Genomic DNA, 19,413 nt, shown 5'->3' with positions numbered 1-19,413 from the left:
GGTCCTGGCCGCCTTTTGATGGCGTTCGCATGAGCGCCGCGCCTTTCGGGAAACGTATCAGGTGAGTTAACCAATGTCTGGGAGGGCGTGCGGTTGGGGCAGCGAGGACCTCTCGTCATCATCGGCGGCGCGGAGGACAAGACAGGCGAGTGCCGCATTCTGCGCCGGTTTCTCGATCTCGGCGGCGGCAAGCACGCGCGCGTGCTCGTCATCACCGTGGCGACGAAAACGCCGGTTGAGGTCGGCGCTGAGTATGTGGACGTATTTCACCGCCTCGGCGCGGGCGACGTGCGGACGTTCGACGTGTCCACGCGCGAGGCCGCGAACCGCGACAGCGCCGTGCAGATGATCGCGCAGGCGACCTGCATCTTTTTCACGGGCGGGGAGCAGGAGCGGATCACCAAGCTTTTGGGCGGAACAAAGGTGGATTCGGCTTTGCACAAGGCGCATCGGAATGGGGCGGTGCTCGGCGGCACAAGCGCAGGTGCTTCGATGATGTCGAGCACGATGATCGTCGAAGGCGAGGGAGAGACGAATCCTCGCCCTTCCATCGTGCGCATGGCGCCTGGCATGGAATTTCTGGATGGTTGCGTGATCGACCAGCATTTCGCGCAGCGGGGCAGGCTCGGGCGGCTGTTGTCGGCCGTCGCGCAATACCCGCACCACTTGGGCCTTGGCATCGACGAAGATACGGCTGTCGTGGTGCACGACGGCTGCGTGCTTGAAGTCATGGGGCGCGGCGCGGTGAGCGTGGTGGACGCTGGTGGAATGACCTATTCGAACCTGGACAAAATCCGCCGTGACGAGTCCTTGGCCCTGTGTGACGTGAAGCTGCACACGCTCCCGGAGGGGTGCGGCTATTTGCTGCGCGAGCGCCGGCCCATTCCCGACTTTCCACACTGGCTTCGCCAGAAGGAGCTAACCTCATGAATATCGTGCGCATTCGCTTCATCGAAGGGCCGAATATCTTCACGTATCGTCCGGTTCTTCTGGCCCGCTTGGACCTCGGCGTCTACGCCGGCAAAGAGAGCACCGACATCCCCGGATTCCAAGAACGTCTCTTGCATCATTTCCCAGGACTCTCGCAACACCACTGCGCCAAGGGCCGCCCCGGCGGCTTCATCGAGCGGCTCGAGGATGGAACCTACTTCGGCCATATTTGCGAACACGTCGCCATTGAGTTGGGGCATCTCGCGGGGATCCCGGCGAATTACGGCAAGACCGTGTACGCAGGCCGTCCGGGCCTCTACGACGTGGCCATCGAGTGCGCCTCCTTCCCCGCCCAGCGCCGGGCGCTCGAGGCCGCCGTCGACATCGTCGCATCGCTCGCCGAAGATCGCCATTCTGCCGATCTCGCCGCTCTGATTCAAGAGATCGCGCGGCTGTACGAAGGCGACCGCCTGGGCCCAAGCACCCAGGCCATCGTCGACGCGTGCCGGCGGCGCAACATTCCGGTGCGGCGCCTGCAGGGCAGCTTTCTCGAGCTCGGCTACGGCGTGCACCGCAAGCGTATCGAGGCCACCCTGACGGATCGGACCTCGTGCGTCGCGGCCGACATCGCGAGTGACAAAGCGTTGACGAAGCAGCTCCTCGAGGAGGCGGCGCTTTCCGTTCCGCCGGGCGGCGTGGCGGCGGACGAACACGAGGCCGTCCGCCTGTGGCGAAAGCTCGGTTGCCCGGCGGTGGTCAAGCCGCTCGACGCGCGCCAGGGCCAGGGCGTCTCCTTACGCCTCGAATCCGAGGAAGAGGTGCGCGCGGCGTTTCGCGAAGCGCGCCGATACGCGCATGACGTGATCGTCGAAGCGTACGTGCCGGGCGAGAACGTGCGCGTGCTGGTGGTGCAGGGCCGCGCCGTCGCCGCCTCCGTGCGAGAGCCCGCCTTTGTGGAGGGAGACGGCGAGCACACCGTCCGCGAACTGGTCGATCTCGTCAACCGCGATCCGCGCCGCGGCGAGGGCCACGAGAAGCCGCTGACGAAGATCGCCATCGACGAGATCGCGCGGCAGGTGCTTGCGCGCCAGGGCATGTCGCCCGAGTCGGTGCCGGCCGCCGGGCAGCGCGTGGCGCTGCGCGAGAGCGCCAACCTGTCGACGGGCGGCGAGGCCCGCGACGTGACGGACGAGTTGCATCCTTCCTACCTGCGCGTGGCCGAGCGGGCCGCGGAGGTTGTGGGGCTGGACGTGTGCGGCGTCGATCTCGTCGTGCCCTCGCTCACCTCGTCCGCGGACACCGGGGGTTTTGCGGTCATTGAAGTGAACGCCTGCCCGGGCATCCGGATGCATGAACACCCGTCCTGCGGCGAGCCCCGCCGCGCGGCGGAAGCCATCGTCGAGTCGCTGTTTCCCTCGGGATCGGACGGGCGCATTCCCATCGTGTCCATCACGGGCACCAACGGCAAGACCACGACGGCGAGGCTCGTGGCGCACGGTTTCTCGCTCGCAGGCAAGGTCGTGGGGCTGACGACCACGGGAGGGGTCTACATCGGGGGTGAGTGCGTATGCCGCGGGGACACGACAGGCCCGATGAGCGCCAGGCTCGTGCTCTCCCACCCGCGCGTCGAGGTCGCCGTGCTCGAGACGGCGCGCGGCGGCATTGTGCGCGGCGGGCTGGCGTATGACTGGGCGGACGTCGGCGTCCTCACCAATCTGTCGCTCGATCACGTCGGCCAGGACGGGCTTGAATCCATCGACGACATCGCCTTCGTGAAGGCGCTGGTCGGCGAATGCGTCCGCGACGACGGGGCGGTGGTCCTCAACGCCGACGATCCGCGCGTGCTTGCCCTCGCGCCCCGCTTCCGGGCGCGGCTCGTGTTCGTGTCGCAGAACCCAACCAACCCGCACGTCGCGCGCCACGTCCAGGCGGGCGGGACGGCCGTGGTGGTCTCGGACGGCGTCTTGTACGAATGGCAGGGCGGTTCGCAGCGACCCATCGTCGCCGTGGCCCAAATCCCGCTCTGCCTCGGCGGCCTGGCGCGGTTCCACGTCGAAAACGCCGCGCTGGCGGCGGCCGCCATGCGCGCGGCGGGACTGCCGGTGCGGACGGTGGCCAAGGCGCTCGCCAGCTTTTTGCCGGAACACAACAGCGGCCGGCTCGAGCTCTACGTGCTGCCAAACGGCGCGCGCGTGGTGCTCGATTACGGGCACAATCCGGCCGGCTTCCGCGAGGTCGGGCGATGGCTTCAGGCGCTCCCTTGCAGGCGCCGCGTGGGCGTCGTCGGCGTGCCAGGGGATCGGGCCGATCACGTCGTGGAGGAGGCGGGGCGCGCGCTGGCGCCGTGGTTTGACGAGTTCGTGGTCAAGGAGGACGCCGATCTGCGCGGGCGAGAGCCTGGCGAGATCGCGCAGCTGTTGTCCCGTTCTCTTTCGCGGGCTTGTCCCGACAAACCGGTGCGCGTCGTGCTGAACGAGCGGGAGGCCGCGCTCCTCGCCATACGGTCGCTCGGCCCAGAGGACGTCGCGTGCGTGTTTTATGAGCAACTGGCGCCGCTGAAGGAGGCGCTGCAGGGCGTCGGCGCGCGGCCGTGGGGCGCGGTTTCGGCGGATGGCGCCGATGGACGGCTCGCGATGCTGTGATCCTTGACATTGGCACGCCGCCTCGGCATGCTAGTCCTAGTCGAGGTGGAGCGCTTTGTTGTTTCAACGCGCGTACGCGAAGATCAATCTGACGCTGGACGTCCTCGGGCGCCGCGAAGACGGGTATCACGAAGTCGACATGGTCATGCAGACCGTGGATCTATCGGACGTCATCTGGCTGGAGCCGCGCGACGACGGCGAGATCACGATGGACAGCAGCTCGTCCTCGGTGCCGGTGGACGAGCGCAATCTGTGCGTGCAGGCGGCGCATGCCTTCAGGCGCCACACCGGTTTTGCGGGCGGCGTGCATATTCAGCTGGAGAAAAACATCCCTGTCGCCGCGGGGCTCGCCGGCGGATCGAGCGACGCCGCGGCCGTTTTGCGTGGGTTGAACCAACTGGCCGGCGCAGGGCTCACGCTGGACGAGCTCGCCGAGATCGGCGCGGAAGTGGGCTCCGACGTGCCCTACTGCGTCTACGGCGGGCTCGCCGTGGCGCGCGGCCGCGGGGAACGCGTGACCCGGTATCCACAGGTCCCGGCGATGTACGCGGTGCTTTTGCACCCGCGGATCTTCGTGTCGACGGCCGACATCTACCGGGGCCTGGAGCCGTCGGATTTCACCTCGTCGCCGCGAAGCCATGACATGGTGCGCTGCCTCGTCGAGGGAGATCACGAGCGCGCGCTTGAGCTGGTTCACAACGCCCTCGAGCGCGTGACGCTGAGCCTGTACCCAGAACTGAAGGCGCTCAAGGAGCGCGTGCGTGCCATCGCGCAGCGGCCCGTGCACATGTCCGGGTCGGGCCCGACGCTGTTTGTGCTGACCCCCGTGCAGACGCACGCGCATCGGCTGTACAACGCGCTCCGCGGCATCATGAAAGACGTGTACGTGTGCCGGTTCGTGGGCGGGTACGCCCAGGCGCACGGGCGGAGTTGAGGAGGCGGCCATGCAGCGGCATGAACGACTCATCCGCCTGACTCGCCGGCTCGTCGAGCGCCCCATGGCGCCGCTTGGCATCTCGTCGCTCGCCGAGGCGTGGGGCGTCGCCAAGTCGACGCTGAGCGAAGACGTGCAACTCATCCGCGAGGCGCTGGCCGAGGATGGCGCGGGGCGGGTGGAGACGCTCGTCGGGGCGCAGGGCGGCGTGCGCTTCGTTCCTCACGTCGAACGCGGCCGCGCCGAGGCTTTCTTGTGGGACGTCGCCCGCCGGCTCGCTTCGCCCGATCGCGTCATCGCGGGGGAGTTTCTGTATGCGTCGGACGTGCTTGGCGATCCGGACGTGATCGACACCGCGGGCGCCATGGTGGCGAGCCGCTTCGCGCACGCGGGCGTCGAGGTGGTCGTGACCGTCGAGACGAAGGGGATTCCGCTCGCGGCGAGCGCCGCGCGGTATTTGCACGCGCCCCTCGCCATCGTGAGGCGGGAGCAGCGCGTGACCGAAGGCGCGTCGCTCACGACGCACTACGTGTCCGGATCGGCCAAGCGGATTCAGACCATGTCGCTCAGCACTCGGCTCGTCCCGCGAGGCGCCAGAGCGCTCATCGTGGACGACTTCATGCGCGCGGGGGCCACGGCGCGGGCGGTGGCGGAGCTCATCGGGGAGTTCGGCGGCGAGGTGTGCGGCACCGCCGTGTTTATGGCCACGTCACAGCCGGTCGAGAAGATGGTCGCCGATTACGTCGCCCTGCTCTTGGTCGGCCCCGTGCGCGAACAAGGTTTCGAGGTGCTCCCCAATCTCGGGGCGCTGTAAGTGCGATTGCCATGCATGAGGAGGTCTTGTCGATGCAGATCATTCACTCGGATCAGGCTCCGAAGGCCATCGGCCCGTATTCCCAGGCGGTTCAGGTGGATAGGTTTGTCTACACGTCCGGCCAGATCCCGCTCACGCCGGAGGGCGATCTCGTCCAGGGCGGCGTGAAGGAGCAGGTGGAACAGGTGTTCCGCAACCTGGACGCGGTGCTCACGGCCGCGGGCGCAAGGCGCGATCAGGTCGTCAAGGCCACCATCTTCATGACGGATCTCAGCGAGTTTCAGGTGGTCAACGAGGCGTGCGAGGCGTTCTTCGGCGGCCATAAACCGGCTCGGTCCACGGTGCAGGTGGCTGCGCTGCCGCGCGGAGCGAAGGTCGAGATCGAGCTCGTCGCCTACCTGGGCTGAGGAGGGCTCCGCGGAAAACGGGGAACGAGGTCGAATTTTTGAAAAAATGATGACGATCTCTGCAGGAGTTTGCCGCCCCGATGTTGAATTGGTCGAGCAAGACAGATGTGACCAATTCGCGACATCAGGGTGGTGAAGAGGGTGCAGATCACCGATGTAAGGCTTCGCCGGGTGGCGAGTGAAGGCCGCATGAAGGCGATCGCGTCCATTACCATCGACAGCGAGTTTGTCGTCCACGACATCCGCGTGATCGATGGCAACAACGGCATGTTTGTCGCGATGCCGAGCAAGAAGACGCCGGACGGCGAGTTCCGGGACATCGCTCATCCCATCTCTTCGTCCACGCGCCAGAAAATCCAGGAGGCCGTCCTTGCCGCGTATTACCGCGCGCAGGAGGCGGAGGCCGAAAACTCGCAGCCGCTTCGCGACTCGGCGATGTGAAGGTTGTGTGAAAAGTCCCTGGCGAAAGTCAGGGCTTTTTTGTGATCGCAGGCCGGGCAAATTGAAATGCACCCCCCCATCGGGTACACTTTGTGGCGACAAGATTTGTGGGAGCGCACACGTCGCGCGCTCGGAGGAGATACTGCATGGCGCAAACCGCTGTCGTGCTGGCCGCGGGGCACGGCACACGCATGAAATCGCAGACACACAAGGTGTTGCACCCGGTATGCGGGAAACCGATGATTCACCACCTGTTGGACAGCCTGCGCGAGGCGCGCATGGACCAAGTGGTGGTCGTGGTGGGACAGCATCGGGAACAGGTGGAGGCGTCGGTCCGGGGGCGCGCTGAAGTCGCCGTCCAGGAGAAGCAGCTCGGTACCGCAGACGCTGTGCGGGCGGCCCTGCCGCTCGTGCCTTCCGATACAGAGACGGTCGTCGTGCTGTACGGTGACGCACCGCTCATTCGGCCGGAGACCATTTTGCACCTGATGCGGCTGCGCGAGGAGAACCGCGCAGCCTGTGTCGTGCTTGCGGCCGAAGTGGCGAATCCCACGGGGCTCGGCCGGGTGTTTTTGAACTCGCTCGGCGAGGTCGAGCGGATTGTCGAAGAAAAGGACGCGACGCCGGAGGAGCGCGCGCACCGGCTCATCAACACGGGCATCTACGCCTTTCGGCGCGACGCCCTGGAAGAGGCCCTGCGCGAGGTGACCAACGACAACGCGCAGGGGGAATATTACCTCACGGACACGGCGCTGATCTTATCGCGCCGCGGCGAACGGGTCATTGCGCACATCGCTCAGGACGAGGACGAGATCGCGAGCGTGAACAACCGCGCGGAGCTCGCGCGCGTGGAGGCCATCTGCAGGCGGCGGATTCTCACGCGCTGGATGACGGAAGGGGTCACGGTGGTGGATCCGAACGCCACGTACATCGAGGCGGATGTGGAGCTCGCGCCGGACGTGACCCTGCTCCCCGGCACGATGCTCGCGGGGCGCACGCGCGTCTCGCCGGGCGCGGTGATCGGCCCGCACACGCGGTTGGTGGATACGGTCGTGGGCGAAGGGGCCCGCGTTCAATACACCGTGGCGGTGGAGGCCGTGATCGGCGAGGGAGCCGAGGTGGGACCGTTCGCCTATCTGCGCCCTGGCGCGGAGATTGGGCGGCGGGTGAAGATCGGCGACTTTGTCGAGGTGAAAAACAGCCGCATCGGGGACGACACGAAGGTGAGCCATCTGGCGTACGTGGGCGATGCCGAGATCGGCCGCAATGTCAACGTCGGGTGCGGCGCCATCACCGTGAACTACGACGGCGAGCGAAAGCATCGCACGGTCATCGGGGACGACAGCTTCATCGGCTCGAATGTCAACCTGATTGCGCCCGTGACCATTGGCAAGGGCGCGTATGTGGTCGCGGGCACGACGGTGACGGACGACGTCGGCGACGACGGCTTCGCCATCGGCCGCGTGCCGCAGACCACCAAGCCGAACTACGTCCGGGCCTGGAAGGCGCGCAGGCAGAATCGGAATCCGGAGAAGGGCGGGAACCATTGTGGCCATTGACGCCGACTTGAAGCTCGTCACGGGGAATGCCAATCCTGCATTGGCGCAGGAGATCGCCGACTACATCGGAGTCCCGCTGGCGGACTGCCAAGTCGGGCGGTTTTCGGACGGCGAGGTCCGCATCCGCTTGGGCGAGAGCGTGCGAGGCGCAAACGTGTTCATCATTCAACCCACGAGTCAGCCGGTCAACGAACACCTCATGGAACTTCTGATCCTGATGGATGCGGTGAAGCGCGCGTCGGCGCGCACCATCAACGTCGTGATCCCGTACTATGGTTATGCGCGCCAGGACAGGAAAGCCCGCGCCCGGGATCCCATCACGGCGAAGCTGGTGGCCAATCTGCTTCAGACGGCCGGTGCGAGCCGCGTCATCTCGATGGATCTGCACGCCGGCCAGATTCAGGGCTTTTTCGATATCCCGGTGGATCACCTGATTGGGATGCCGATTCTGGCGGATTACTTTCTGGACAAGCAAATCGAGAATCCCGTGGTGGTCTCGCCCGACATGGGCGGCGTGACGAGGGCGCGCGCGTTCGCCGAGAGGCTCGGCGCGCCGCTCGCCATCATCGACAAGCGGCGCCCGGACGCGAATGTCGCGCAGGTCATGAACATCATCGGCGACATCGAGGGCAAGACGGCCATCCTGATTGACGATATGATCGACACGGCGGGGACCATCACCGCCGGCGCCGCGGAGCTTCTGAAGCGCGGGGCGCGCGGCGTGTACGCGTGTTGCATTCATCCCGTGCTCTCGGGGCAGGGCGTGGAGCGCTTGCAGAATTCGGCCATCGAAGAGGTGGTGGTCACCAACACCATCGCGCTGCCCGAGCACAAGCGGATCGACAAAATCAAGGTGCTGTCGGTGGCGGAACTCATCGCCGAGGCCATCATCCGCGTGCACACGCAGCGATCCGTGAGCCAGCTGTTCGACTGAGGAGAGACGGGCGTTGAAAGTCATCGTGGGACTCGGAAATCCGGGTCGCGAGTACGAGCGCACCCGGCACAACGCCGGGTTCATGGCCATTGACACCCTTGCGGAGAAACTCGCGGCGCGCGTGGACCAGGCCGATTTCCACGCGCTGGTCGGCGACGCGCGCTTCGCGGGCGAAAAGGTTCTGCTGGTGAAGCCGCACACGTATATGAACGTAAGCGGCCTTTGCGTGGGCGAGATCGTCCGCTACTATCGAATCGATCCGGCTATGGATCTCATCGTTCTCTATGACGACATGGATTTCCCGCCGGGCGTCGTGCGCCTGCGCGCACAGGGATCGGCCGGCGGACACAACGGCATCAAGTCCATCATCGAGTCGCTTGGCAGCGAGAAGTTCGGCCGCGTTCGCATCGGCATCGGCAGGCCGCCGAAAGGTGCGCCCATTGTCCCGTACGTGCTGGGAGCGTTTACAGCGGAGGAAGAGCCCCACATCCGCGGGGCGCTTGCGACGGCGGCCGAAGCGGTGTTGTACGCCATCGAGCGCGGCTTCGCGGAAGCCATGACGCGCTTCAACGCGGCGGCCCAGGCGTAATGGGCCGCCGCAAGCGGCGGAGGTATGGGAAGCGCATCTCCTCTCCATACTATGGGGAGACTTGTCTGACACGCGTCTGACAAAGGGGGCCATCCCGATGCGCTTCGAATACGTCTGCCGCTACTGCAGACAGAAGATCGGAGAGGTGGAGGCGCCTCATTGGTCGCTCGGCGTCGCGATGGAGCGGCTCGGGCTGCACCATCTCGAACCCGATCACCAATGGGACGTCATCCGCCCGCGCGAAAACCAATTTGAGATTCAGACCGTTTGCGACGCCTGTGAGCAGGCCATCGCAAGTCATCCCGAATTGCTATTGGAAGGAAGTATCATACAATAAATCCAGGTACATGCGTGCGCTGGGAGGGGGAAAAGGTGAAGGGTCTCGTCGAACTCATGGCCGCGGACGGGGCGCTTGCGTCGCTGGCGGACGGGATGGGGCCGCGCAGAAACGACATGCTCATCACGGGTGTGACGGGCGCAGGCCGGCAACTCGTGATGGCAGCCCTGTACCAGCTCCGCAATCGCCGTCTCCCAGAGTCGATGATTGTGGTGACGCACACCGCGAGTCATGCCCAGACCATCTGGGAGGACTTGAAGGAATACCTGCCGGATGCGCGCGTCTACCTTTACCCCGAGCGCGACAACGCCCTCGTCGACTATCTGGCCTCGTCTTCCGACGTGCTGGCGGATCGGTTGCACGTGCTGGAGGCCCTCACGCAGGAGGGCCCCGTCGTCGTGGTCACGACGCTCTTGGCCGCCTGGCAGCCGGTGACGAAAAAAAGTCACTTTCTACACTCGCTGGTGAACCTCGCGGTAGGGGAGAGCAAGCCCATCGACGACGTCGTGGCGCAACTCGTGCGCGGCGGTTACGAGCGCGTCAATCTGGTGGAGAGCCGCGGGCAATTCAGCGTGCGCGGCGGGATTCTGGACGTGTTTCCGCTGGGCCACGATCTCCCGTATCGCATCGAGTGGTTTGACACCGAGATCGACTCCATCCGCACATTCGATCCGGCCACGCAGCGATCCCAAGAAAAGCGGGAACGCGTCTCGTTCGGGCCGGCGTTCGATCTGATGCTGCCTCAGCCGGTGGCGGACAAGGTCGCGGAGGAGGTCGAGGCGCGCCTCGAGGCCAGGCTCAAGACGGTGACCGATGCCGCCCTGCGGGATCGGCTGGAGCAATCCATCTCGGCGGACATCCGCAAGCTGCGCGAAGGGCAGCCGTTCGCGGGCGTGGCCAGGTATCAGCTGCTGTACCCCGAGCACGCGGACACGCTGTTCGATCACGTCCCGCAGCCGGCGTTCGTCTGTTTCGACGAAACGTCGCGCATTCTGGAGCGCGCGGACGTGCTCGAGAAGGAATTCCGCGAGTGGCTGTCGAGCGCCATCATGCGGGGCGAGGTCCTGTCGGGCACGGTGGACGCCATTCACTATGAGGCAAAATTTCAGGAGTTGAACCGGCCGAAGGTCCATTTCGCGACGTTTGCGCACACGAGGGGCAGCCAGCGCTACCAGCAGGTGCTCAACATCTCCGCGCGCAGCATGCAGAATTTTCACGGTCAGATGAACGTGCTGAAGCAGGAGCTGGCGCGTTGGGAAAAGGCGCACACGCAGGTGGTGTTTGCGGCCGCGACCAAGGAGCGGGCGGATCATTTGGCGCGGGTTCTCGACGACTACCGCATCCAGGCGGATCAGGTCGAGGTGTTCACGCCGGGGTCGAAGGTGCCGCAGATCGTGGTCGCTAACCTATCGAGCGGGTTTGAGTTACCGATGCATCGCATCGCCGTGATCGTCGAGACGGAAGTGTTTACGGCGAAGCGGAAACATCGCCAGACGCGCGCGCAGGTTTCGGACGCGGAGCGGATCAAGAGCTACCAGGAGCTGAATGTCGGGGACTACGTGGTGCACGTGAACCACGGCATCGGCCGCTACATGGGCATCAAGACGCTTGAGGTGGATGGGCGCCGCAACGACTACCTGTACCTGAGCTACGCGGGCGGCGACAGCCTGTACGTGCCGGTGGACCAGATCGACCAGATTCAGCGGTACATCGGGTCGGGCGAGAAGGAGCCGAAGCTGCACAGCCTCGGATCGAGCGAGTGGCAGAAGACGAAGAACCGCGTGAAAAAGTCGGTGCGCGACATCGCGGGCGATCTTCTGAAGCTGTACGCGAAGCGCGAATCGACGCCCGGACACGCGTTTTCTCCCGACACGCCGTGGCAGGCGGACTTTGAAAACATGTTCCCGTACGAGGAGACGCCGGATCAGCTTCGGGCCATTGCGGAGATCAAGCGGGATATGGAGAAGCCCAGGCCGATGGATCGGCTCCTGTGCGGCGACGTGGGCTACGGGAAGACCGAGGTGGCGATGCGCGCGGCGTTCAAGGCCGTCATGGACGGCAAACAGGTGGCGGTCTTGGTGCCGACGACGGTCCTCGCGCAGCAGCACTACGAGACGTTCAAGGAGCGGTTCGCCGGTTTTCCCGTGAAGATCGAGATGCTGAGCCGGTTCCGGACGCGCAAGGAAGCGCAGGAGGTCTTGAAGGGGCTCAAGGAAGGCACCATCGACATCGTCATCGGCACGCACCGGCTTTTGCAAAACTCCGTGCAGTTCAAGGACCTGGGGCTCTTGATTGTGGACGAGGAACAGCGCTTCGGCGTGACGCACAAGGAAAAGCTGAAGCAGCTGCGCGCGAACGTCGACTGTTTGACGCTCACCGCGACGCCGATTCCGCGCACCCTGCACATGTCGATGCTCGGGGTGCGAGACCTGTCCATCATCGAGACGCCTCCGGAAAACCGGTTCCCGGTGCAGACCTACGTGGTGGAGTACAACGAAGGGCTGATCAAAGAGGCGCTCGAGCGCGAGCTGGGCCGGGGCGGACAGGTGTATTTCGTTTACAACGATGTCCAGACGATTCACCGGATGGCGGAACGGGTGCAGTCGCTCGTGCCCGAGGCGCGCGTGGGCGTGGCGCATGGCCAGATGGCCGAAGCCGAGCTGGAGCGGGTGATGCTCGACTTTCTCGAGGGCGAGATCGACGTGCTCGTCACGACCACCATCATCGAGACGGGGCTCGACATTTCCAATGTCAATACCTTGATTGTCTACGACGCCGACAAGTTCGGGCTGTCTCAGCTGTATCAGCTCCGCGGCCGCGTCGGGCGGTCGAACCGGATTGCATACGCATATTTCACCTATCAGCCGGCCAAGGTGCTCTCGGAGGTCGCGGAGAAGCGCCTCGCCGCCATCAAGGAGTTCACCGAACTGGGCAGCGGCTTCAAAATTGCCATGCGCGATCTGTCCATCCGCGGCGCGGGCAACTTGCTCGGGGCCGAGCAACACGGCTTCATCAACTCGGTGGGGTTCGACATGTACACGGAACTGTTGCAACAGGCCATCCGCGAGCTGCGCGGCGAGCAGCTGGAGAAGCCGGTCGAGCCGACCATCGACGTGCCCGTCGAGGCGTTCATCCCGGACACCTACATCTCGGACTCGGCGCAGAAGGTCGCGATGTACAAGCGATTCCGCGCGATTCAGGCGGTGTCGGAGGCGGACGATCTCGAGGACGAACTCATCGATCGCTACGGCGATCCGCCGCAGGAGGTGCGCAATTTGCTCGACGTGACGAGGCTCAAGAGCCTCGCAATGCAGGCGCACGCGGATCACATTGCGACGCAGGGGGCCGACACGACCGTGCGCTTTCCGAACGAGAAGCACGCGCCCGTCGACTACCCAAAGCTCCTGTCCATGGCGGTCAAGCACAAGGCTCAGGTCACGTCGCGGCCGAACGGCATGGTGTTTGTCGCGTTCCGCACGAAGGGACTCGCGGGAGACGAGATCGTCAAGAAACTCATCGCCTTTTTGACCGACTATCTGGAGATGGTGCGGCAGTCGAAAAAGCAGGAAGAGGTGGCGGGGGTCTAGCGACCCGGCGCCGCTCACCCGCCCTCATGGCTTCGCTGGTGCATAGAGGATCTGGGCGAGTCGCATAATACACTCACGTCGGATTCCCGTTGCGCCAAACTTCATGAGGGTGAGGGATCTTATTGAAAGCCACAGGCATCGTGCGGAGAATTGATGATCTCGGTCGTGTGGTCATTCCGAAGGAAATTCGACGGACGTTGCGCATTCGCGAAGGCGATCCCTTAGAGATATTCGTGGACCGCGACGGCGAGGTCATCCTGAAAAAGTATTCGCCTATCGGCGAACTTGGCGACTTCGCCAAGGAATACGCGGATTCGCTCGCCGAAAACACAGGACACATCGCGATGATTGCGGATCGAGACGTGATCATCGCCGTATCGGGGGCGCCAAAAAAGGAGTTTTTGGACAAGCCTGTGAGCGAGGACATCGAGCAGGCGATGGAAGAGCGGAAGACGGTGCACAATTCGACGGCGGGGGAGTACGCCATTGTGCGGGATCGCCCGGAGCGTTTCGGGGCGCGGGTCATCGCTCCCATCATTGCCGCGGGCGATCCCATTGGCGCGGTCATCCTCGCCACCCGCGACGAGAGCGTGCGGATGGGGGAGACCGAGGTGAAGCTGGCGGAAACGGCCGCCGGTTTTTTGGGCAAGCAAATGGAGCAGTGAACGCGGGTTAACCACAAAATAACACATATGTACGGAGTATGCAAGACCCTTCCGACGGATGAGTGCTGCCGGCGTACGACGGAGCCGGCCATCTCGCATCGCTTGGGGCCTCCCGCGCCGCGCGACAGGGCGAGGTCAGCGGGAGGTCTTTTTGTGTCGATGGGGGCGCATCTTCCGGTGCAGGAACTCGCACTCGCCGCATGGAGGGAAGGGCCCTGGCGCTGGAGTCTTCATGGAGAGATGAGCCAGTCGCTCGCACGTCTGGCGGTGCGGCATGGGTGGAGTATACTGGAGGCGAACGCCTGAAGCGCGAGCTTCAATGAACCTCACGAAAACCGTTCCGCCATGGAGGGCAACGCATTGAGCATTCTGCACATTGTCGGATTGGGTCCCGGAGATCCCGACAGTATCCCGCTCGGCTCGTACGAGATCATGCGGCGCGGCTGGCCCGTGGTCATTCGCACGCGCGAGCATCCGGCCGTCAGGAGGCTCGACGAAATGGGCGTCGCCTACCGCGCGTGTGACGATCTCTACGAGCAGTGCGACACGTTCGACGCCGTCTACGAGGCGATTGTCGCGCGCCTGCTCGGTCTCGCCAAGGATCACCCGCACGTCGTGTATGCCGTGCCCGGACACCCGCTTGTCGCCGAACGGGCGGTGCAGATGTTGTTGTCGCAGCCGCGCCCGGATGTCGAGGTCGAGATCGGACCTGGCCAAAGCTTTCTCGATCTCGCCGTCGCGCGCCTGGGGGTCGATCCGGTCGAGGGAATGCTGATGCTCGACGGTCTCGCGCTGCGGCATGACCAGCTCAACCCGCGGCTGCACACGTTCGTCGCTCAGGTCTACGATCGCGCCGTGGCGAGCGACGTGAAGTTGACGCTCATGGAAGTCTATCCCGATGCGTATGAGGTCGCCATCGTGCGCGCGGCCGGCGTGCGGGGGGAAGAGCGGATCGAGCGGTTGCCGCTGTACGAGATCGACCGCCTGACGTGGATCGATCACCTGACGACGCTGTACGTTCCGCCGGCGAAGGATGCGGCCGTGCTGTACCGCGATCTGCACGAGGCTCCGCGAATTGTCGAGGTCCTGCGCGGGCCGAATGGATGTCCGTGGGATCGGAAACAGACGCATGAGTCGCTCCGCAAGTATGTCGTCGAGGAGGCGTACGAGGTCGCCGAAGCCATCGATGAGGGCGATCCCGACCATCTCGCGGAGGAGCTGGGGGATCTGCTGTTGCAGATTCTTCTTCATGCGCGGATCGCCGAGGAACACGGTTCGTTCACGCTTCGCGACGTGTTTGCGGGCCTGGCTGCGAAACTGGTTCGCCGCCATCCCCACGTATTTGGGGACGAGGTGGCGAAGACGGCGGACGACGTGCGTGGCATTTGGGAGCAGGTAAAACGGGATGAGCGTAGAAATGAAGAGCGTGAAGAGAGCGCCCTAGCGGGCGTGAAGCTCGCCGGGCCGGCGCTCGCCGTGGCACAGGCGGTCCAGAAGGCGGCGGCCAAGGTCGGGTTTGACTGGACGGATGAGGCCGACGTATGGCAGAAGGTGAAAGAGGAAATGAATGAACTTGATGTGGAACGGCGCCGCGAGCCGCGGGATGCCGCCAAGCTCGCCGCGGAAGCCGGGGACCTTCTGTTTGCCGTCGTCAACCTGTGCCGATTCCTTCAGCTCGACGCCGAGACCGTCCTGGCGCAGGCGACGCGCCGTTTTGTCCGCCGGTTCCGGTACGTGGAAGATCGCCTGCGGTCGGGTGGAGAATCGTGGGAAACGGCGTCTTCGGAAGCGCTGGACGCGTACTGGAACGAGGCAAAAATCGCAATTTCACAGTCGAACTAGCAGGATTCCCGGCGAGAAGAACGAATAACATTCCCGACATTCCCACGAAAGGGGTATCGCACGCGTGAACAAGATGGAACTCATCAACCGTGTCGCGGAAGAGACGGGATTAAAGAAGAAGGACGCCGAAGCCGCCGTGAACAAGGTGTTCGAGGTCATCGAGAAGGCCCTCGCCAACGGCGAGAAGGTGCAGATCATCGGCTTCGGCACGTTCGAGACGCGCTCGCGGGCCGCGCGCTCGGGCCGCAATCCGCAGACGGGCGAGGTCATCGAGATCCCGGCTTCCACGGTGCCTGCCTTCAAACCGGGCAACAAGCTCAAGGAAGTCACGCGCTGAAGAACCTTGCGACTCGATAAGTTTCTCAAGGTGTCCCGCTTGATCAAACGACGCACCTTGGCCAAGAAGATCTGCGACGCCGGGCGCGTCGACGTCAACGGGCGGCCCGGCAAAGCGGCCACGGATGTGGCGGTGGGCGACGAGATCGTCATCCATTACGGCAATAAGACGGTGACGGTCGTCGTCCGGCGCCTCGCGGAGAACCCGCGGCGGGACGAAGCGGCTTCTCTGTATGACTTGGTCCGCGTGGAACCTCGCGCGGGCGACGTCGACGAGGAGTTTGTCGACGACGAACAAGAGACTCCATGAGCCCGGTTCGGACCGGCCCATTGGGCCGGTCTACTGTTTTTTTGATCCGGACCGCGTCGTCCATCGGCAGCGCGCCGCGGGGCAGATGCGCCCGGTCTACTCGTCCACCCTCCGTCATACACTGGCAACGACAGGGTCGTTGGAGGTGTCGGCATGGTTCCGGCCGAGGGACACGAGGTGCACATCCTGGCCAGGCGGGAGATCGAGGTGACCGGGGTCGAACGGCTCGATCGGTTTGACGCGGAGACGTTCGTGATTGCGACGCGCGCGGGCGAGCTGTGCGTCGAGGGGAAATCGCTCGCCATCAAGGCGTTCGATCGCCAAACGGGGGTCATACGCATCGAGGGCGAGATCGGCGCGCTGATGTACGGCGATCATCGGCGGGCTGCGCGGTGGGGGCGGCTTCGGCCATGAACGCCGGACAGAACACGGCCTACGTCCTGTGGATGCTCGTGTCGGGGGCCGCGATGGGGACGGTCTTCGATTGGTACAACACCATCTCGGGCGGCTTTCGCTGGCTGCGCCGCCTGCGGCCCTTGTGCGATCTCGCCTTTTGGACAGCGGCGGCTGTCGGCGTCTATCTCCTCACGTTTCGCACCATCTACGGCGAGTTTCGCATTTGGACGTTGGTGCTTCTGGCCGTTGGCTATGGCCTGTACCGCGTGACGCTCAGGCGGCGCGTCGTGCAGGGCGCGTTCGTGGTCGTCGCCGTGATCCGGTTCATCGCGAGGCTTGTCCGGCGCCTGATGGAGATCGCCATCGTCTGGCCGCTCCGCCTGCTGGGCAGGTCGATGCTCGCCATCGCCACGCTGCTGTACCGCGCGGGCGTGGCGATCGAGAACGTCGCGTGCCGCATCGTCGCGATCGCGTTTGCCGTCATGACGTTTCCCCTTCGCCGGTACGTCCGCCGCGACGCCCTATGGAGAAAAAAACTAGCCTCCTGGCAAGAGGATTTCTGGCAGCGCGCGTCGAATTGGTTGACTCAAAGCCGTGGATCGGCTCGTTGACGTTCGATTCGAGCGTCGGCGCGCCGCCCGGTAACCTTCAGCGAGGAGCGTTTCGCAGTGCGAGCAGTCGAGTCACGCCCAGTATCCAGCGTAAAGCGGCAGCTTCATCCCGTGCGCCGGCGTTTCCCTGTGCGCATCCGCTATGTGGCTGCACTCGCCATCTGCGCGTGGGCGTTCTTTTACTACTGGCACGCGGAACGTCCCCAATTGCGCCAGTTGGCGGCGCAGAACGCGAAACTGGAGCGGCAGCTCGGCGCGCTTCAAGCCGAGCAGCGCACGTTGCAGACGCAGAAGCAACAATTGAACAATCCGGCGTACATTGAAAAGTACGCGACGGAGCATCAGAACCTCGTGATGCCCAACACCGTGCCGTTCGATTTGCAGTCGTCGAACCACCGCTGACGTCGCGGGCGTACGTGAGTCGAAAGGGCGCAAGGCGGATATCCTACGGATGAGCGGAGGTGGCCGCCGGGGCTTCACGCCGTTCTCAGCAAGCCGTTCATCGGATTCTTTTCGTTCAATCGGACAGGGAGGAACAAGCAACTTTATGGCCATTGAGGTCGGGAGCAAAGTGACGGGCAAAGTGACGGGCATCACGCGGTTTGGCGCGTTTGTCACGCTGCCCGAGGGCGAGACGGGTTTGGTGCACATCTCCGAGATCTCGGACGACTACGTCCGCGACGTCAACGACTACCTGAAGGTGAACGACGAGGTCACCGTCAAGGTCCTGAGCGTCAGCGGAGATGGGAAGATTGCCCTGTCCATTCGCCAGGCCAACGAATCGTCGTCCGGCCGAGCGCATCGCGGAGGATCGCGAGGGGGTCAGCGCCAGGATCGGCGCCAGGGATTCGAACAGATCATGAACCGATTTCTCAAAGACAGCGAGGAGCGCCTTGCGCAGCTCCGGCGGAGCGAGGCCAAGCGGGGCGGCCGCGGCGGGCGGCGCGGCTGAGGCCGGGCTGCCAGCGCGAGCGTTGCCGAAAGGCGGCTCACGTCGCGAGAACATCGTGAAAAGGCACCGGGTTCTGCAAGGGCCCGGTGTTTTCGCGTACAAAGGACAAGCTTCGCTCGAGACCCGTTTCGCTTGAGAGGAGAAGTTTCGTGCCCGAGGACACCTATTATCTCGAATACGAGCTCCACGATGGCACGCGCGTGTTTCTCGCCTTTGACAACGAGAACGATCGCGACGGCTGCCATATCTCGCTGGATATGTACAAGGCCCAGCTCGGGCCCATCACGCAAGAGGTGCTGGACCGTATTCTGGGCAAGTTTCACGGGCGGATCGCGGGGTTCCCCGGATAGGCCGGACCTTCGGCTCAAGGGGCCGCGGCGGGTGACCGGGGCGCCGCTCGGCGGCTGTCGGCCCGGCTCACGGCTGAGCCTTCGCGTCCGCCTGGCGATATCGGTAATACGCTTCATTCAACATGACGATGGCCTTGCGATCGCGATTGAGGAACGCTCTCCTGAGTTGACTCCGAAGCCATTCCGGCATTCCGCTTCACCTCGCTCATCGCAGTTGTATGTAGTGTACGCGCCGGGGACAGAAAGCGCGCCCAGGAATCTCGCGCGCCGCGCCAAGTTCGGTCCCGCGGCGCGCCCTTCGGAGCTAGACGAGAAGATCCAACCGGCTTCGCACTCGTTCGACAACCACGCCCGCTTTCGACAGGAGCTCCATCGCGTACGGATCCGGCCGGTACTCGAACTCGTAGAACACGCGCCGAATGCCGGCCTGGATCAGGTTCTTCGTGCACGTCAGGCAGGGCGTGTGCGTGACGTACAAATCCGCGCCTTCCGCCGCAATCCCGAACCGCGCGCACTGCAACAGGGCGTTCTGCTCGGCGTGAATCGCCCGCACGCAGTGGCCGTCCACCACTTTGCAGCCGACGTCGACGCAGTGCTCGTCCCCGTGAATGCTCCCGTTGTACCCGCTGGCGATGATGCGCTTGTCCCGCACCACCACGCACCCCACCTGCAGCCTCGTGCATGTCGATCTCGCCGCCATCACCCGCGCCTGGGACGCGAAGAAGCTGTGCCAGTCCATCCGCTCGCGCCTGGTCTCCATGTCGATCACGCCCTCCC

23 protein-coding genes are annotated in these 19,413 nt (G+C 64.5%); 21 read left to right on the top strand and 2 right to left on the bottom strand.

The window, feature by feature from the left end:
- Positions 1-93 precede the first annotated feature (93 nt).
- The 21 genes from J3481_RS07775 (at position 94) to J3481_RS07675 (ending at position 18,636) form a co-directional block, all read left to right on the top strand.
- The gene (locus J3481_RS07775) at positions 94-930 is read left to right on the top strand and encodes a cyanophycinase (protein ID WP_206831486.1); all 837 of its coding nucleotides are present in this window, start codon (positions 94-96) and stop codon (positions 928-930) included.
- Positions 927-3,572 (top strand): cyanophycin synthetase, encoded by a 2,646-nt coding sequence (cphA, locus tag J3481_RS07770; RefSeq protein ID WP_206831485.1) that lies wholly within the window; start codon positions 927-929, stop codon positions 3,570-3,572. The genes J3481_RS07775 and cphA overlap by 4 nt, the downstream gene beginning before the upstream one ends.
- Positions 3,573-3,627: 55 nt before the next feature.
- Complete coding sequence (gene ispE / locus J3481_RS07765) at positions 3,628-4,506, top strand: 4-(cytidine 5'-diphospho)-2-C-methyl-D-erythritol kinase (RefSeq protein ID WP_206831484.1); 879 nt, start codon at positions 3,628-3,630, stop codon at positions 4,504-4,506.
- A gap of 10 nt (positions 4,507-4,516) precedes the next feature.
- Positions 4,517-5,320 carry a pur operon repressor gene (purR, locus tag J3481_RS07760; protein WP_206831483.1) on the top strand — a complete coding sequence of 268 codons (804 nt, stop codon included), beginning with the start codon at positions 4,517-4,519 and terminating at the stop codon, positions 5,318-5,320.
- Between the two features lie 32 nt (positions 5,321-5,352).
- Positions 5,353-5,727 carry a RidA family protein gene (locus J3481_RS07755; RefSeq protein ID WP_206831482.1) on the top strand — a complete coding sequence of 125 codons (375 nt, stop codon included), beginning with the start codon at positions 5,353-5,355 and terminating at the stop codon, positions 5,725-5,727.
- A gap of 141 nt (positions 5,728-5,868) precedes the next feature.
- A complete protein-coding gene (gene spoVG, locus J3481_RS07750; RefSeq protein ID WP_008340735.1) occupies positions 5,869-6,168 on the top strand; it encodes a septation regulator SpoVG in 300 nt (99 codons plus the stop codon).
- 146 nt (positions 6,169-6,314) lie between these two features.
- Positions 6,315-7,727: a bifunctional UDP-N-acetylglucosamine diphosphorylase/glucosamine-1-phosphate N-acetyltransferase GlmU gene (gene glmU, locus J3481_RS07745; RefSeq protein ID WP_206831481.1), complete on the top strand. Its 1,413-nt coding sequence runs from the start codon at positions 6,315-6,317 to the stop codon at positions 7,725-7,727.
- Positions 7,717-8,661 (top strand): ribose-phosphate diphosphokinase, encoded by a 945-nt coding sequence (locus J3481_RS07740; protein WP_008340731.1) that lies wholly within the window; start codon positions 7,717-7,719, stop codon positions 8,659-8,661. The genes glmU and J3481_RS07740 overlap by 11 nt, the downstream gene beginning before the upstream one ends.
- Before the next feature lie 13 nt (positions 8,662-8,674).
- Positions 8,675-9,250, top strand: a complete 576-nt coding sequence (gene pth, locus J3481_RS07735; protein WP_206831480.1) for an aminoacyl-tRNA hydrolase — start codon at positions 8,675-8,677, stop codon at positions 9,248-9,250.
- Between the two features lie 97 nt (positions 9,251-9,347).
- Positions 9,348-9,587, top strand: coding sequence for an anti-sigma-F factor Fin (locus J3481_RS07730; RefSeq protein ID WP_206831479.1), 240 nt, complete (start codon positions 9,348-9,350; stop codon positions 9,585-9,587).
- A gap of 35 nt (positions 9,588-9,622) precedes the next feature.
- The gene (gene mfd, locus J3481_RS07725) at positions 9,623-13,174 is read left to right on the top strand and encodes a transcription-repair coupling factor (RefSeq protein ID WP_206831478.1); all 3,552 of its coding nucleotides are present in this window, start codon (positions 9,623-9,625) and stop codon (positions 13,172-13,174) included.
- 122 nt (positions 13,175-13,296) lie between these two features.
- The gene (gene spoVT, locus J3481_RS07720) at positions 13,297-13,839 is read left to right on the top strand and encodes a stage V sporulation protein T (RefSeq protein WP_008340726.1); all 543 of its coding nucleotides are present in this window, start codon (positions 13,297-13,299) and stop codon (positions 13,837-13,839) included.
- A 153-nt stretch (positions 13,840-13,992) separates the two neighbouring features.
- Positions 13,993-14,145, top strand: a complete 153-nt coding sequence (locus J3481_RS07715; protein WP_206831477.1) for a hypothetical protein — start codon at positions 13,993-13,995, stop codon at positions 14,143-14,145.
- 54 nt (positions 14,146-14,199) lie between these two features.
- Positions 14,200-15,681: a bifunctional methyltransferase/pyrophosphohydrolase YabN gene (gene yabN / locus J3481_RS07710; protein WP_206831476.1), complete on the top strand. Its 1,482-nt coding sequence runs from the start codon at positions 14,200-14,202 to the stop codon at positions 15,679-15,681.
- A 64-nt stretch (positions 15,682-15,745) separates the two neighbouring features.
- Positions 15,746-16,018, top strand: coding sequence for an HU family DNA-binding protein (locus J3481_RS07705; RefSeq protein WP_014463137.1), 273 nt, complete (start codon positions 15,746-15,748; stop codon positions 16,016-16,018).
- A gap of 6 nt (positions 16,019-16,024) precedes the next feature.
- On the top strand, positions 16,025-16,327 hold the full coding sequence (locus J3481_RS07700) for an RNA-binding S4 domain-containing protein (protein WP_206831475.1): 303 nt from the start codon (positions 16,025-16,027) through the stop codon (positions 16,325-16,327).
- Positions 16,328-16,480: 153 nt separating this feature from the next.
- Positions 16,481-16,741, top strand: a complete 261-nt coding sequence (locus J3481_RS07695; protein ID WP_206831474.1) for a YabP/YqfC family sporulation protein — start codon at positions 16,481-16,483, stop codon at positions 16,739-16,741.
- A complete protein-coding gene (yabQ, locus tag J3481_RS07690; protein ID WP_206831473.1) occupies positions 16,738-17,334 on the top strand; it encodes a spore cortex biosynthesis protein YabQ in 597 nt (198 codons plus the stop codon). The genes J3481_RS07695 and yabQ overlap by 4 nt, the downstream gene beginning before the upstream one ends.
- 57 nt (positions 17,335-17,391) lie before the next feature.
- Entirely contained in the window at positions 17,392-17,736 is a 345-nt protein-coding gene (locus J3481_RS14950) for an FtsB family cell division protein (RefSeq protein WP_206831472.1), read from the top strand.
- Positions 17,737-17,881: 145 nt separating this feature from the next.
- Complete coding sequence (locus J3481_RS07680) at positions 17,882-18,286, top strand: S1 domain-containing RNA-binding protein (protein WP_206831471.1); 405 nt, start codon at positions 17,882-17,884, stop codon at positions 18,284-18,286.
- A gap of 149 nt (positions 18,287-18,435) precedes the next feature.
- Positions 18,436-18,636, top strand: coding sequence for a hypothetical protein (locus J3481_RS07675; RefSeq protein WP_206831470.1), 201 nt, complete (start codon positions 18,436-18,438; stop codon positions 18,634-18,636).
- 67 nt (positions 18,637-18,703) lie between these two features.
- Here J3481_RS07675 and cmpA read toward each other — a convergent pair whose 3' ends face one another.
- Both cmpA and J3481_RS07665 read right to left on the bottom strand, forming a co-directional pair.
- Positions 18,704-18,826, bottom strand: coding sequence for a cortex morphogenetic protein CmpA (gene cmpA, locus J3481_RS07670; RefSeq protein WP_206831469.1), 123 nt, complete (start codon positions 18,824-18,826; stop codon positions 18,704-18,706).
- Positions 18,827-18,940: 114 nt separating this feature from the next.
- Complete coding sequence (locus tag J3481_RS07665; RefSeq protein WP_206831468.1) at positions 18,941-19,396, bottom strand: deoxycytidylate deaminase; 456 nt, start codon at positions 19,394-19,396, stop codon at positions 18,941-18,943.
- Positions 19,397-19,413: the final 17 nt, after the last annotated feature.

Source organism: Alicyclobacillus fructus (assembly GCF_017329605.1).
Taxonomy (GTDB): Bacteria; Bacillota; Bacilli; order Alicyclobacillales; family Alicyclobacillaceae; genus Alicyclobacillus; species Alicyclobacillus fructus.
This window is presented reverse-complemented; position numbering and strand designations above follow the sequence as displayed.

Bases quoted from the DNA above. Each gene is read 5' to 3' on its own strand.
- cphA (WP_206831485.1), top strand. From the start codon at position 927: ATGAATATCGTGCGCATTCGCTTCATCGAAGGGCCGAATATCTTCACG.
- J3481_RS07755 (WP_206831482.1), top strand. From the start codon at position 5,353: ATGCAGATCATTCACTCGGATCAGGCTCCGAAGGCCATCGGCCCGTAT.
- cmpA (WP_206831469.1), bottom strand. From the start codon at position 18,826: ATGCCGGAATGGCTTCGGAGTCAACTCAGGAGAGCGTTCCTCAATCGC.
- J3481_RS07680 (WP_206831471.1), top strand. From the start codon at position 17,882: ATGGCCATTGAGGTCGGGAGCAAAGTGACGGGCAAAGTGACGGGCATC.
- yabQ (WP_206831473.1), top strand. From the start codon at position 16,738: ATGAACGCCGGACAGAACACGGCCTACGTCCTGTGGATGCTCGTGTCG.
- glmU (WP_206831481.1), top strand. From the start codon at position 6,315: ATGGCGCAAACCGCTGTCGTGCTGGCCGCGGGGCACGGCACACGCATG.
- purR (WP_206831483.1), top strand. From the start codon at position 4,517: ATGCAGCGGCATGAACGACTCATCCGCCTGACTCGCCGGCTCGTCGAG.
- J3481_RS07730 (WP_206831479.1), top strand. From the start codon at position 9,348: ATGCGCTTCGAATACGTCTGCCGCTACTGCAGACAGAAGATCGGAGAG.
- J3481_RS07695 (WP_206831474.1), top strand. From the start codon at position 16,481: ATGGTTCCGGCCGAGGGACACGAGGTGCACATCCTGGCCAGGCGGGAG.
- J3481_RS07665 (WP_206831468.1), bottom strand. From the start codon at position 19,396: ATGGAGACCAGGCGCGAGCGGATGGACTGGCACAGCTTCTTCGCGTCC.